The sequence below is a fragment of the Bradyrhizobium sp. MOS003 genome, from assembly GCF_003020125.1.
Classification (GTDB): domain Bacteria; phylum Pseudomonadota; class Alphaproteobacteria; order Rhizobiales; family Xanthobacteraceae; genus Bradyrhizobium.
This window is the reverse complement of sequence record NZ_PYFW01000004.1, coordinates 15,137-27,775: the sequence shown is the minus strand read 5'-3', so window position 1 is coordinate 27,775 and position 12,639 is coordinate 15,137. Positions and strand designations below refer to the sequence as shown.

Here is a 12,639-nt window from a genome sequence, read left to right as displayed (position 1 = left end):
GGCTCAGGCGATAAGCCGGCCGCTATTTGGTAAACTCACGCGACCGCGAAGCCCGCCACAACGTCCACAGCGTGCGCAGTCGGGACGGTTGCCTCGGCGTAAAAGGATTGCGCCCGGGTTGTGACAGGCGCTTGAGGTCGGCCCGCACCTGTCCGAGCGGCAGAAATGCTGCCCGAGCCGCTGGCGGCACCTCCGCCAGCAACGACAGGGCCGTAGAGAGATGTTGCCTCGCTTCGCCCGCGAGCTGCTCCAGCACGGCGCGCAGGTTCGGCGTGTCCTTGCCGGCGAACACCTCCTCCATGTCGCAATCGTGATTCGCCAGCAGCTGCTGCGGCAGGAACAGCTGCCGGTGCGCGGCATCGCGCGGCAGGTTCGTGATGATTTGCACGATGCCCTGCGCAAGCCCGGCATGACGGGCGATATGTTCGACGGCCTCCGAGGGCGGCGCCACGATCCGGGCCGCGAGATCGAACAGCGCCGATGAGGTCGCGGCCAAATAGCCTTCCAGCGCCGCCATCGTCGGCATCGGATCGTTATAGAGGTCGAACTGGTGCTCTTCGACCAGGAGCGACAGCGGCTCGACCGGCAAATCGAAATCACGGATCGCACGCAGCAACTCGGCTGCGACCGGATTGCCCTCGGCACTGCCATGGACCAGGCCCGAGAACAGATCGGTCCACCATTGAAAGCGGATCTCGCCGGGCAAGGGCTGGCTCACCTGGTCCCGGACGCGGACGATCTCGACATTGAAGGCGTAGAGCGCCAGCAGCGCGCGGCGCTCAGCAGCAGGAGCGAACAGCGTCGCGGCATAGCGCGGGAAGTCGTGGCTGCGCACGAGATCGGCGCAGAAGGACAAATTGTCGGGCGGAGCTGCGGTGGCGTTCATGGCACGGCGATCAGCGCGGCCGCGACCCGCCGCCGTTCGCCGATCATGATGTTGTAGGTGCGGACGGCGGGGCCGGTCTGCATCGTGTCCAGCACCACCCGCACCGCCTTGAGCGCTTGCCTCAGCGCCGGCGGCGGCAGCCAGACCCCGGTTCCGGTGCCGATCAGGAGCGTGTCGATGCTGTTGGCGGCGGTGAACACCCGGTCCAGAGAATAGCGGTCGATTTTCGCGGGATCCGTCACGTCCCAGGCCCAGATCGCGTCGGGCAGGCACAGCAGCGATCCCCGATGCGACATGCCGGCAAAGGCGAAGCCACCCTTGCCATAGGCTTCGATCGGCGCCGAGCGCGGGAAATGCGGTGCGTTGGGATCGCCGGCCATGAGCTTCGTCCGAATGGGCTTACTGCCCTCGCAAACGCCTGCGAGGGCATGCGGTTCGGATCATGCCTTGCTTTTCTTTGCCGGCGGAGCCTCTTCTTTCGTATCCTCGCGATGCTCGCCGACGCCGAGATAGATCAGGATCGGCGCCGCGATGAAGATCGAGGTGTAGGTGCCGACCAGCACCACGCCGAACATCATCACCGCGGTGAAGCTGTGGATCGCGTGACCGCCGAACAGGAGCAGCGCCAGCAGCGCCAACGTCACCGTGAAGTGGGTGATGATCGAGCGCGACAGCGTCGAGTTGATGGACTCGTTGAGCAGCTGTGGCATCGGCATCTTCTTGTATCGACGCAGCATTTCGCGGATACGGTCGTAGATGACGACGGTGTCGTTGAGCGAATAGCCCAGAATGGTCAAAAGCGCCGCGATGCTGGTCAGGTCGAAATCGACCTGGCTGATCGACATGAAGCCGATCGTCAGCACGATGTCGTGCACGTTGGCGATCATGGCGCCGAGCGCGAACTGCCATTCGAACCGGAACCAGAGATAGATGAGGATCGAGACGATCGCGAGCATCAGGCCGAGCATGCCGTAGGCCAGAAGCTCGCCGGCGACGCGCGGACCGAGCACCTCGACGCGGCGATACTCGATGGAATCACCGAGCGCGGTACGGACCTTCTGCACCGCATCCTGCTGCGCCTTGTCGCCGCCGGGCTGCTCGGCAACGCGGATCAGGACGTTCTCGGGGCCGCCGAACTGTTGCAGCTGGATTTCGCCGAGCCGCAAGCCGTCCAGCGTCGTGCGCATCGCCGCGATGTCGGCGGCGCCCGACTTGGCCCGCACCTCCAGCAGCGTGCCGCCCTTGAAGTCGATACCGAGGTTCAGCCCGTGGGTGAAGAACAGCGTGATGGCGATGATCGACAGCACAGCCGAGATGGGGAAGCTGATACGCCGGAAGCGCGTGAAGTCGAAATGCGTTTCGTCCGGAACGATCCGCAGCGATGGCAGCCAGCCAAAGGCTGCGACCACGGTGAGAATGGCGATGAGGACGCCGAGCCCGATGAGAACGGTGTGAGTCACGATCAGGCTCCTAGATCGGCACGCTCTGCGGCCGCTTCCACCGCACCCACCAGGCGACGATCAGCCGGGTCATGGTGAAGGCGGTGAACACCGTGGTGATGATGCCGATACCGAGCGTCACGGCGAAGCCGCGCACCGGGCCGGTGCCGATGTAGAACAGCACGGCGGCGGCAATGAAGGTGGTGATGTTGGAATCGAGAATGGTCGCCAGCGCCCGCTTGAAGCCGGCGTCGATCGCCGAGATCGCGTTGCGGCCGCCACGCAGCTCCTCGCGGATACGCTCGTAGATCAGCACGTTGGAGTCGACCGCGATGCCGACGGTGAGCACGATGCCGGCGATGCCGGGCAGCGTCAGCGTGGCGTTGAGCAGCGACAACAGGCCGAAGATCATGGCGACGTTGATGGCCACCGCGATGTTGGCGAACACCCCGAACAGCCGGTAGGTCAGCAGCATGAAGATGATGACGAGGATCGAGCCGACATAGGCGGCGAGCTCACCCTTCTCGATCGAGTCCTGGCCGAGACCCGGACCGACGGTGCGCTCCTCGACCACGGTCAGCGGCGCCGGCAGCGCGCCGGCGCGCATCAGGATCGCGAGATCGTTGGCGGACTGGACCGTGAAGCTGCCGGAGATCTGTCCCTGCCCGCCCGTGATGGGCTCGTTGATCCGGGGTGCGGAGATCACCTTGTTGTCGAGCACGATCGCGAAGGGCAGCCCGACATTCTCTTGCGTGGCCTGCGCGAACTTGCGCGCGCCCGACGTATTGAACTTGAAGCTGACGACCGGCTCACTCGTGCGCTGGTCGAAGGTCGCTTGGGCATCGATCAGATCGCCGCCGGCAACCAGCACCTGCTTCTTGACCACATAGGGCGTCGGCGGCGGCGACGCGCTCATCAGCAGCTCGGAGTCCGGCGGCAACTTGCCCTGTTGCGCCTGGTCCGGCGACACGGTCGTGTCGACCATGCGGAATTCCATCTTCGCGGTTTCGCCGAGCAGCTTCTTCAGGCGCGTCGGATCCTGAAGACCAGGCACCTGCACCAGGATGCGGTCATTGCCCTGGCGCTGGATGACGGGCTCGACGGTGCCGAGCTCGTTGACGCGGCGCTCGACGATCTGGATCGATTGCTCGATGGTCTTGCGCATGCGGTCGAGCATCGCGGCCTGCGGGACGGTCAAGCGAATCAGGCTGCCGCCGGCATCGGTCACCTCGAGGTCGCGCTGACCGCTGGATCCCATCAGGCCGCCCAACGGCTGGGACAGCTCGCGCAGCTTGGCGAGCGCAGCCTGAACGTCCGTCTCCTTGGTGATGCGAACCTCGGCCGCGTCGTTGCGCACGGTGACGCCGCCGGTGAAGCCGATCTTGGCATCGCGCAGCGTCCGGCGAACGTCGTCACGAACCTGGTCGAGCCGCTCCTTCTTCACATAGGCGGAATCGACCTCGAGCAGCAGATAGGAGCCGCCCTGGAGATCGAGGCCGAGCACGAGCCGGCGCTGCGCCCAGGCGGGCCAGGTCTTGACCTGCGCCTCGGGGAAGAAGTTCGGGACCGCGCAGAGGCACACGATCAGCGCCGTCAGGATGATCCCGAGCGCCTTCCACCGCGTGAAATACAACATCGACTGGACCTGTCAGATCAGGAGACTTGAGATGCTCGCGGACGCGCTCACTTCGACGCGGCGTCGTCCTTGGCGCTTTCCTTCGCGCTTTCCTTGGATTCCTTGGCCGGCTCGCCCTTGGCGCGCACGCCGGAGACCATCGAACGCATCTGCCGCACGCGCACGCCGTCGGCGATCTCGAACTCGATCTGGTCGTCGTCGACGACCTTGGTGACCTTACCGACGAGTCCACCCGAGGTCACGACGGTGTCGCCGCGGCGGATGTTCTTCACGAGATCGGCATGGTCGCGGACCTTCTTCTGCTGCGGACGCAGAATCAGGAAGTACATGATCACGAAGATCAGGGCGAACGGCAGCAGCGACATCAACATGCTGTTGGTGTCGCCGGCGCCCGCGGCCTGGGCATACGCAGGGGTAATGAACATTCGGACGATCCTCGTGGACACGGGGGAAAACCGGTCAGGCCCTCAAAGGCGACCGGTTCGGTCAAATTCGCGCGGACTATAGCGGCCATTGCCCCAATTGCAACGCTGCCAGACCGCTCATTTGGCCACCTTGCGGCGCGCCGTCAGGCCCGATAAGGCTGCATCTTCAGGAACTTCGGACATGCCCAGAAAACCCAGCAAAAGCCCGGCCGGCAAAGGCCTCCGCACCCCTGCCCGCAAGGCCGCCCCCGTCGCGGCAAAACGCCCCAAGGGGACTGCCAAGGTCGCCGTCCAGGCATCCGCGGACCTATCTCAGGAGCGCATCGTCCGCGCACTGGAGACCATTGCGGCGCACCTGTCCGCCCAGGGCAAGCCGGCCTTCGAACGCCAGTCGTTCAAAGAGGCCGATGCCTATGTCTGGCACCCCGATGGCCGCCTTGCGCCGGTGCCGCGGGTTAGCCGCGTCGAGCTGTTCCTGCTCAAGGGCGTCGACCGGATGCGCGACATCCTGATGGAGAACACCGAGCGCTTCGCCAATGGCCTGCCTGCCAACAACGCGCTGCTCTGGGGCGCGCGCGGCATGGGCAAATCGTCGCTGGTGAAGGCCGCGCACGCCAGCATCAATGCGGAGCGCAAGCCGGCCGACAGGCTGAAGCTGATCGAGATCCACCGCGAGGACATCGAGAGCCTGCCCGCGCTGATGGAGAAGCTCCGGGACGCCAGCTTCCACTTCATCGTGTTCATCGACGACCTCTCCTTCGACGGCAATGACGCGTCCTACAAATCGCTGAAGGCCGTGCTCGAAGGCGGCATCGAGGGCCGGCCGGAGAACGTGATTCTCTACGCCACCTCCAACCGCCGCCATCTGCTGGCGCGCGACATGATCGAGAACGAGCGTTCGACCGCGATCAATCCTGGCGAAGCCGTCGAGGAGAAGGTGTCACTGTCCGATCGCTTCGGCCTCTGGCTCGGCTTCCATCGCTGCAGCCAGGACGAATACCTGGCGATGGTGCGCGGCTATTGCAGCCATTTCGGCGTGAAGATCGACGACGAAGCGCTGGAGCGCGAGGCGCTGGAATGGTCGACCACCCGCGGCTCCCGCTCGGGCCGCGTCGCCTGGCAATTCGTGCAGGAGCTGGCGGGCCGCCTCGGCGTCAAGCTGACGGCGAAGTAGCGGACCGTTCGCCTCCCCCTCAACTGTCATTCCCCGCGCAGGCGGGGAATCCAGTACGCTGCGGCTTATCGGCTCAATGAGTGCTGTGTCGGAATGCTGGGTCGCCCGGTCGAGCCGGGCGACGACACCGCGTTTGTGGTGACTGCGTGCCCGGCCCGCGCCTCACGCGCCGTTCAGGAATTGAAGCGGGTCAACCGGGCTCGATCCCTTGCGGATTTCGAAGTGGAGCTGCGGCGACGCCACCTCCCCGGATTGACCCGACTTGGCAATGACCTGACCGCGCTTGATGGTATCGCCGCGCTTCACCAACAGCTCACTCGCATGGGCATATGCGGTGACGTAGCCGTTGGAGTGCCGAACCAGGACCAGATTGCCGTAACCCTTCAGCTCGTTGCCGGAGTAAGCGACGACGCCGTCTTCGGCCGCCTTGACCGGTGTCCCCTCGGGCACCGCGAGATTGATGCCGTCATTGGACTTGCCGTTGGTCTTGGCGCCGTAGCTCGTGACCACCTTGCCGCGCACCGGCCAGCGGAAGGTCGGCAGCGCGCTGGTGGTCTCGGCAGCTTTCGCCGGAGCCTCGGCGGCGGGTTTCTCTTCGACATTCGCCGTGGCCTGGGCGAGGCGCGCGCTTTGAACGGGCGCCGCGGCGGCGGCCATCCTGGTGGCGGGCGCGGGAGCGGCAGCAACCGGCTGGAGCGTCCCCGCCACCGGAGCAGCCCCGACGGGAGCGGCAGCCACCGGCGCCGCGAGGGCGACGGTTTTGACACCGGGCACGGTCAACTTCGTGCCGAGCTTGAGCTTGGCCGAGGGATCGAGGCCATTGGCACGGGCGAGCTCAGCCGACGAGATGTGGTTCTTGCGGGCGATGCTGGCGAGCGTGTCGCCGCGGTTGACGAAGTGCATGCTCGACGGCGCGGCGACGGCCGCAACCGGTTTCGGCGCCATCGCAGGAGCCGCCGCAACGGGAGCCAGCGCAGGCGCGGGTGCAGCGGCCGTAGCCGGATGCGGGATGATCAGTTGCTGGCCGGGCGAGAGCGCGCGCGGCCCCTTGTAGCCGTTGGCAGCGAGAATTGCCTGCGGCGTGACGTGGTAGCGCTTGGCGAGCAAATCGAGCGTGTCGCTGGTCCCGACGATGATCTTGGTGCCTCCGGCCGGCTGGGCCGCGGCAACGGAACGCGGCGGCACGGCGGCCGTGGTCTCGAGATGCGGCTGCGTCGGGGGCGCGTAGGAACTGACGCCGCGCCCGCCTCCTGACACGCCACCACCCGCGACGGGATAGGATTGCGGTGCGGACACCGCCGGCGGCGGCAAGGGCTGCGACTGATAATAACCGGACTGCGTCTGCGGCCGCGAATATTGTGGCAGCTCACGCTGCGGCGGCGGCGCCTGCTGCACCGAGCCGGTCTGCTCCGATGAGAAGGGGTTGGAGAAGTTCGACTGGGACAGTCGCGACGACATGTCGGCGCTGCACCCTGCGAAGCTGAAGGAGATCAGCGCCAGCACCGCGACCTGCGGTACGCGGCGCGAGTAAAGCAACTCGGCGACAGCGGACATGGTTACTCACTCGTACGCAACAGAACTGGTGTTTTAAGTAAACACGCGCCGAGTAAATAACGGCTTAACCCTCCCAATAAGATGTTGGCGGCACAACCGATCCGGAAATCTACAGCTCCCGCGCCACCCCGGGCAGCGCCGGCACGAAGCGGACATCGACGAGTTCCTTGCGCTCGATCCCGGCTTCGGTGCGGGTCAGGCGGATCAGCGTCTGCACGCCCTGATGCGGGCCGACCGGCGCGATCAGGATGCCGCCGACCTCGAGCCGCTCGACCAGATTCTCGGGTATCTGCTCCACCGCGGCGGTGACGATGATGCGGTCGAACGGGCCGATATTGGGCGGCAGATCGAGACCGTCGCCGAGCATCACCTCGACATTGTGACATTCGAGCTTTTCAAGCCTTGCGCGAGCCATGTCGGCAAGCTTGCGATAGCGCTCGACGGTCAGGACCTGGCCGGCGAGCCGCGACAGCACGGCGGCCTGATAGCCTGACCCTGTTCCGATCTCCAGGACGCGGTGCCGCTTCTGGAGCTGCAGCTGTTCGGTCATGTAGGCCACCACGAAGGGCTGGCTGATGGTCTGCCCGCAGGCGATCGGCAGCGCGCTGTCCCGATAAGCGCCGTCGCGATCGGCCTCGTCGACGAAAAGCTCGCGCGGCACCGCCTCCATGGTTCGCAGCACCGCCTGGTCGCTGATGCCCCGACGCCGCAGCGTGAGCTGAAACATCATTTTTTCCGGCGGATGCTGATCGGAGGTCATTGCCTGCTTTTGCCGTCTTGCCGGATCCGGTGGACATTCAACCCGGGCGCAAGAATCGTGTTCCTGCTCAGGAACCTATGATATTCTTCGCCTGGAGCATTTGACCACAAATTGGCTTGCCACGGGCGAGCCGCGATGACCATTTTCAGATATCCGTTCGTCAAAACGCGCATTGCGTCAATTCGTGTTATCTGCGAACGTTTTTGGGAATGGGCAAGGGACCAACTATGACCGCGACAGGGCTTTCAGGCCGCTCTGTATTCCTCGTCGAGGACGAGGTGATGATCAGGATGATGGTCGCGGACATGCTCGAAGAGCTCGGCTACAAGGTCGCAGCTGAAGCGGGCGACATCACCGAGGCCCTGCGGCTCGCCCAGGCGACCGAATTCGACATCGCCATTCTCGACGTCAACGTCAACGGCAAGGTGATCTCGCCGGTCGCCGACGTGATCAAGGCAAAGGGCTGTCCGTTCATCTTCGCCACCGGCTACGGCTCCTCCGGCCTGCCCGAGCAGTACCGCGACCGGCCGGCGCTCCAGAAGCCGTTCCAGCTCGACGCGCTCGGCAAGACCATCGAAGCCGCACTTCGGGGCGGCTAAGCGCTATTTCAGCGTCGCGCTGAGCTCTTCCGAAAACGCTTCGTTGGTGCGGTCGAGCCTCAGCGGCGTGACCGAGACATAGCGCTCGCGCAGCGCCGCCAGGTCGGTGCCGTCCGCAGGCGTGTCCAGCATCGCAGAGCGCTCGAAGCCGATCCAGAAATAGGGATTGTTGCGGCCATCCCTGCGCTCGTCGATCCGCAAGAAGCCGAGATTGCGCTTGCCCTGGCGCGTGACGCGGATGCCGAGCACTTCCTCCGGCGCGCAGGAGGGGAAGTTGACGTTGATGACGGTGTCCTTCGGAATGCCTGCGGCGATCACCTTGCGCAGGATGTCGGGCCCGAATTTACGCGCGGTGTCCCACGGCGGGCGCTCGCGGGTCTCGACGCTGAACTCCTGCGACAGCGCAAACGACGGCAGGCCCAGAATGGTGCCCTCCAGCGCGCCGGCGATGGTGCCGGAATAGACCACGTCCTCGGCGACGTTGCGGCCCTTGTTGACCCCGGACAGCACGATATCGGGCAGCTTGGCCCCGAGGATATGGCGCGCGCCCATGATGACGCAGTCGGTCGGCGTGCCGCGCACGGCGAAGTGCCGCGGCCCGACTTCGCGCAGGCGCAAGGGGTCGTTCAGCGACAACGAATGCGACACGCCGGACTGGTCGAGCTCGGGCGCCACCACCCAGACGTCGTCGGACAGCGCGCGCGCGATATCCTCGACCACCTTGAGGCCGGGAGCGTGAATGCCGTCGTCATTGGTGCAGAGAATGCGCATGCGAGGGTCGATTCCAAAAATGGGGGTCTGAGCCGTCTTATCCGGCTCCGGCCGATCAGGCAAACCGGCTGATCGGGGGCCGGCCCGACCCCATTAGCGGCGGATGCGCCATTGCGGCAGGAAGCGCGCCAGCCGGCCCTCCGCACGCAGCTGCATCGCCGGCACAGCCGGACTGACGATCGGCGCCGCGATCACGCCGAGCGCCTCCAATTCCGCAACGAGCGCGTCCGGCTCCGGCTCTCGCGGAAAGCGTTCGCGGGCCAGCGTCAGCGCGTTGTCGAAGTCGGCAGCATTCACACCGGGCTTGGCCCGCCGGCTCTGCACGAAATCGTCGTCCCAGAGCCGCGTGATCTCGATGTCGAACACGCCGCGCAGGCGCTGATCGACGGCCTGGATTCCGGCCCCCGTCACCGCCCATTGTCGGCCGACCCAGAAGATGTCGCGGTGCAAGGCCATGAACGGTGGGTTCGCGTTGTCCGGAGGCCGGCAGGATAACCGGCCACCCGATCTTCGCAACCGATCGTTTCCAGCGTCAGTCGCGCCCGATCACCTTCACGCCGCCCATATAGGGCTGCAACACGTCGGGGACCGCAATCGAGCCGTCCTGCTGCTGATAGGTCTCCATCACGGCGATCAGCGCGCGGCCGAGCGCGGTGCCTGAACCGTTCAGCGTGTGGACGAAACGCGGCTTTCCATCGGGACCGCGCGAGCGCGCGTCCATGCGGCGTGCCTGGAAGTCGCCGCAGACCGAGCAGCTCGAAATCTCGCGGAACGCCCCGCCCTCGCCCTGGCCCGGCATCCAGACCTCAATGTCGTAGGTTTTTTGCGACGAAAAGCCCATGTCCCCCGCGCACAGCGTCATCACGCGATAATGCAGGTCGAGCCGGCGCAGCACTTCCTCGGCACAGGCGAGCATGCGCTCGTGCTCGTCCCGGCTGGTCTCCGGCGTCGTGATCGAGACCAGTTCGACCTTGGTGAACTGGTGCTGGCGGATCATGCCGCGCGTATCGCGCCCGGCAGCGCCAGCCTCGGCACGGAAGCACGGCGTCAGCGCGGTCAGCCGCATCGGCAGCTGCTTCTCGTCGAGGATGGATTCGCGCGCGAGATTGGTGAGCGAGACTTCCGCGGTCGGAATCAGGCCGAGGCGCTCTGTCCTCAGCCGCTCCCGGTCGGGCGACGCAAGGAGCTCGCCCTTGATCGCCCAGAACTGATCGTCCTCGAATTTCGGCAATTGTCCGGTGCCGAACATGATCTCGTTGCGCACCAGCAGCGGCGGATTGATCTCGGTATAGCCGTGCTCGTCGACGTGCAGATTCAGCATGAACTGGCCGAGCGCGCGCTCAAGCCGCGCCAGTCCCCTCTTCAGCACGACGAAGCGCGCGCCGGAGAGTCTTGCCGCCGCCTCGAAATCCATGTCACCGAGCGCGGTGCCGAGATCGTCATGCAGCTTCGGCGCAAAGCCGTAGTTGCGCTTGTTGCCGAACACATGGCGCTGCACATTGCCGTGCTCGTCGACGCCGTCGGGCACGTCGTCGAACGGAATGTTCGGGATCGCGGACAGCTCTTTCGCCAGCTCGTCGTCCGCGGTTTTCGCTGCGGCTTCGAGCTGCGGCATCGTGGTCTTGAGCTCGGCTACTTCGGCCATCAGCTTGGCCGCGCGCGTCTCGTCCTTGGCCTTCTTGGCGTCGCCGATTTCCTTGGAGGCCGCATTGCGCCGCGCCTGCGCCTGCTCGGACGCCAGGATCGCCGCGCGCCGCGTCTCGTCGATCGCGAGCAGCGCGGCCGACAACGGCTTCAGGCCGCGCCGGGCGAGGCCGGCGTCGAAGGCTTGCGGATTGTCGCGGATCGATTTGATGTCGTGCATGGCTGTCTTCCCGTCATGGCCGGGTTTATCCCGGCCATCCACGTGTCTGCCGCCTTAGATCAAGTCGTGGATGCCCGGGTCAAGCCCGGGCATGACGAATCATGGGCTGAACGGCTCCATGATAGAGCGAAAGCGCCCTACTCCGCCGGATTGGCCGGCGTCACGTCGGTGCCGGTCGTCGCCTGCGTCGCCGCCAACTTTTTCTCCACCATCCCCACCGCGATGATCGAGCCCTCGTAGAGCAACAGCAAGGGGATCGCGAGCGAGCATTGGCTCAGCACGTCCGGAGGCGTCAGCACGGCCGCGATGACGAAGGCGATGACGATGAAATAACGCCGCTTCTCGCGCAGCATCTTTGAGCTGACGATGCCGATGCGGCCGAGCAGAGTCAGGATCACCGGGAGCTGGAAGGCGATCCCGAAGGCGAAGATCAGCGACATCATGAGCGACAGATATTCGCCGACCTTGGGCAAGAGCTGGATCTGCGCAGTCTCGTCGCTACCGGCCTGCTGCATGCCGAGCGAGAACCGGACCAGCATCGGCAGCACGACGAAATAGACCAGGGCGGAGCCCAGCACGAAGAAGAAGGGAGTCGCGACCAGATACGGCAGGAAGGCCTGCTTCTCGTGCTTGTACAGACCCGGCGCCACGAATCCGTAGATCTGCGTCGCAATGACCGGGAACGAGATGAAGCCGGCGCCGAACAACGCAAGCTTGAGCTGGGTGATGAAATATTCCAGCAGCGCGGTGTAGATGAACTTGGAATTCTCGGGACCCGCGACCCACACGAACGGCCAGACCAGCACGTTGTAGATCTGCTTGGCGAAGAAGAAGCAGAAGATGAATGCAATGCCGAAGCCGAGCAGCGCCTTGATCAGCCGCGAGCGCAGCTCGATCAGATGGTCCATCAGCGGGGCTTTGCTGGCCTCGATATCGGCGTCGCTCATGACGCTTTGGCGTCCTTGATCGCTTCGGATGGCGCGGTGTCCTGCGCAACCTGCGCCTGCTCGACCTCGCGGACGATCGCGAGCGGCTCGTTCGCGGCTGCGTGCGCCTCGGCTTCCATGAAGGTCGCGGGCGTCGGCGCTTCCGGCGTGGTGGGCGTCGTCGGCGGCTCGATAGCTGCAGTCGCAGGCGTCTCGGCCGGCTTGTCCAGCGCATCGACGCGCAACGCGTCGCTGACGTCCTTCTGGAGCGAGGTCAGCGGATTGTTGCTGGTGAAGCCGGTCGCGGCTTCCTTGACCTCGTCGAAGCTCTTCTTGAGGTCGGCCATTTCCGCTTCGCGCATCGCTTCCTGGAACTGGCCCTGGAATTCGGCGGCCATCTTGCGGGCCTTACCCATCCACTGCCCGACCATACGCAGCACGCCCGGCAGCTCTTTCGGGCCGATGGCGATCAGGGCCACGACCCCGATCAGGACCAGTTCACTCCACCCGATGTCGAACATGAGGTCTTCCGTTCACGCGAAGCAGCAGCCGGCCAAATCCCTTGCGCGCAGGATCGGGCCGCACCCCGCGTCTCGCGTGCTTTC

At 65.3% G+C, this 12,639-nt stretch carries 14 protein-coding genes; 2 read left to right on the top strand and 12 right to left on the bottom strand.

The window, feature by feature from the left end; translation table 11 throughout:
• Positions 1-22 precede the first annotated feature (22 nt).
• The 5 genes from C7G42_RS18960 to yajC are packed head-to-tail and all read right to left on the bottom strand — an operon-like array spanning position 23 to position 4,386.
• Positions 23-886, bottom strand: coding sequence for a phytoene/squalene synthase family protein (locus C7G42_RS18960; protein ID WP_106950503.1), 864 nt, complete (start codon positions 884-886; stop codon positions 23-25).
• Entirely contained in the window at positions 883-1,266 is a 384-nt protein-coding gene (locus C7G42_RS18955) for an Mth938-like domain-containing protein (RefSeq protein WP_106950502.1), read from the bottom strand. The genes C7G42_RS18960 and C7G42_RS18955 overlap by 4 nt, the downstream gene beginning before the upstream one ends.
• Before the next feature lie 60 nt (positions 1,267-1,326).
• Positions 1,327-2,346 carry a protein translocase subunit SecF gene (secF, locus tag C7G42_RS18950; RefSeq protein ID WP_106950501.1) on the bottom strand — a complete coding sequence of 340 codons (1,020 nt, stop codon included), beginning with the start codon at positions 2,344-2,346 and terminating at the stop codon, positions 1,327-1,329.
• A 10-nt stretch (positions 2,347-2,356) separates the two neighbouring features.
• Positions 2,357-3,961 (bottom strand): protein translocase subunit SecD, encoded by a 1,605-nt coding sequence (gene secD / locus C7G42_RS18945; protein ID WP_106950500.1) that lies wholly within the window; start codon positions 3,959-3,961, stop codon positions 2,357-2,359.
• Positions 3,962-4,008: 47 nt separating this feature from the next.
• A complete protein-coding gene (yajC, locus tag C7G42_RS18940) occupies positions 4,009-4,386 on the bottom strand; it encodes a preprotein translocase subunit YajC (RefSeq protein WP_106950499.1) in 378 nt (125 codons plus the stop codon).
• Between the two features lie 181 nt (positions 4,387-4,567).
• On the opposite strand from yajC, the gene C7G42_RS18935 reads away from it, so the two are divergent.
• The gene (locus C7G42_RS18935; RefSeq protein ID WP_106950498.1) at positions 4,568-5,560 is read left to right on the top strand and encodes an ATP-binding protein; all 993 of its coding nucleotides are present in this window, start codon (positions 4,568-4,570) and stop codon (positions 5,558-5,560) included.
• 162 nt (positions 5,561-5,722) lie between these two features.
• On the opposite strand, the gene C7G42_RS18930 is transcribed toward C7G42_RS18935, so the two are convergent.
• Together C7G42_RS18930 and C7G42_RS18925 are read right to left on the bottom strand one after the other, a co-directional pair.
• Positions 5,723-7,114, bottom strand: a complete 1,392-nt coding sequence (locus C7G42_RS18930; protein ID WP_106950497.1) for a LysM peptidoglycan-binding domain-containing M23 family metallopeptidase — start codon at positions 7,112-7,114, stop codon at positions 5,723-5,725.
• Between the two features lie 109 nt (positions 7,115-7,223).
• Positions 7,224-7,874 carry a protein-L-isoaspartate(D-aspartate) O-methyltransferase gene (locus tag C7G42_RS18925; protein ID WP_106950496.1) on the bottom strand — a complete coding sequence of 217 codons (651 nt, stop codon included), beginning with the start codon at positions 7,872-7,874 and terminating at the stop codon, positions 7,224-7,226.
• A gap of 227 nt (positions 7,875-8,101) precedes the next feature.
• Between C7G42_RS18925 and C7G42_RS18920 the strand changes: the two genes are divergently transcribed.
• Positions 8,102-8,473: a response regulator gene (locus C7G42_RS18920; protein WP_094977798.1), complete on the top strand. Its 372-nt coding sequence runs from the start codon at positions 8,102-8,104 to the stop codon at positions 8,471-8,473.
• A 3-nt stretch (positions 8,474-8,476) separates the two neighbouring features.
• Here the strand turns inward: C7G42_RS18920 and surE are convergent, their stop codons facing one another.
• From surE to tatB, 5 genes are all read right to left on the bottom strand, one after another.
• Positions 8,477-9,244 carry a 5'/3'-nucleotidase SurE gene (gene surE / locus C7G42_RS18915; protein WP_106950495.1) on the bottom strand — a complete coding sequence of 256 codons (768 nt, stop codon included), beginning with the start codon at positions 9,242-9,244 and terminating at the stop codon, positions 8,477-8,479.
• 93 nt (positions 9,245-9,337) lie between these two features.
• The gene (locus tag C7G42_RS18910; RefSeq protein ID WP_106950494.1) at positions 9,338-9,700 is read right to left on the bottom strand and encodes a hypothetical protein; all 363 of its coding nucleotides are present in this window, start codon (positions 9,698-9,700) and stop codon (positions 9,338-9,340) included.
• 76 nt (positions 9,701-9,776) lie between these two features.
• A complete protein-coding gene (gene serS / locus C7G42_RS18905; protein WP_106950493.1) occupies positions 9,777-11,108 on the bottom strand; it encodes a serine--tRNA ligase in 1,332 nt (443 codons plus the stop codon).
• Between the two features lie 137 nt (positions 11,109-11,245).
• The gene (gene tatC / locus C7G42_RS18900) at positions 11,246-12,055 is read right to left on the bottom strand and encodes a twin-arginine translocase subunit TatC (RefSeq protein ID WP_106950492.1); all 810 of its coding nucleotides are present in this window, start codon (positions 12,053-12,055) and stop codon (positions 11,246-11,248) included.
• Positions 12,052-12,555, bottom strand: coding sequence for a Sec-independent protein translocase protein TatB (tatB, locus tag C7G42_RS18895; protein WP_106950491.1), 504 nt, complete (start codon positions 12,553-12,555; stop codon positions 12,052-12,054). The genes tatC and tatB overlap by 4 nt, the downstream gene beginning before the upstream one ends.
• Between the last annotated feature and the right edge of the window lie 84 nt (positions 12,556-12,639).

Coding starts and splice junctions, on each gene's coding strand:
- C7G42_RS18910 (WP_106950494.1), bottom strand. CDS start 9,700: ATGGCCTTGCACCGCGACATCTTCTGGGTCGGCCGACAATGGGCGGTG.
- tatB (WP_106950491.1), bottom strand. CDS start 12,555: ATGTTCGACATCGGGTGGAGTGAACTGGTCCTGATCGGGGTCGTGGCC.
- C7G42_RS18955 (WP_106950502.1), bottom strand. CDS start 1,266: ATGGCCGGCGATCCCAACGCACCGCATTTCCCGCGCTCGGCGCCGATC.
- yajC (WP_106950499.1), bottom strand. CDS start 4,386: ATGTTCATTACCCCTGCGTATGCCCAGGCCGCGGGCGCCGGCGACACC.
- serS (WP_106950493.1), bottom strand. CDS start 11,108: ATGCACGACATCAAATCGATCCGCGACAATCCGCAAGCCTTCGACGCC.
- surE (WP_106950495.1), bottom strand. CDS start 9,244: ATGCGCATTCTCTGCACCAATGACGACGGCATTCACGCTCCCGGCCTC.
- C7G42_RS18935 (WP_106950498.1), top strand. CDS start 4,568: ATGCCCAGAAAACCCAGCAAAAGCCCGGCCGGCAAAGGCCTCCGCACC.
- tatC (WP_106950492.1), bottom strand. CDS start 12,055: ATGAGCGACGCCGATATCGAGGCCAGCAAAGCCCCGCTGATGGACCAT.
- C7G42_RS18920 (WP_094977798.1), top strand. CDS start 8,102: ATGACCGCGACAGGGCTTTCAGGCCGCTCTGTATTCCTCGTCGAGGAC.
- C7G42_RS18960 (WP_106950503.1), bottom strand. CDS start 886: ATGAACGCCACCGCAGCTCCGCCCGACAATTTGTCCTTCTGCGCCGAT.
- C7G42_RS18925 (WP_106950496.1), bottom strand. CDS start 7,874: ATGACCTCCGATCAGCATCCGCCGGAAAAAATGATGTTTCAGCTCACG.
- secD (WP_106950500.1), bottom strand. CDS start 3,961: ATGTTGTATTTCACGCGGTGGAAGGCGCTCGGGATCATCCTGACGGCG.
- C7G42_RS18930 (WP_106950497.1), bottom strand. CDS start 7,114: ATGTCCGCTGTCGCCGAGTTGCTTTACTCGCGCCGCGTACCGCAGGTC.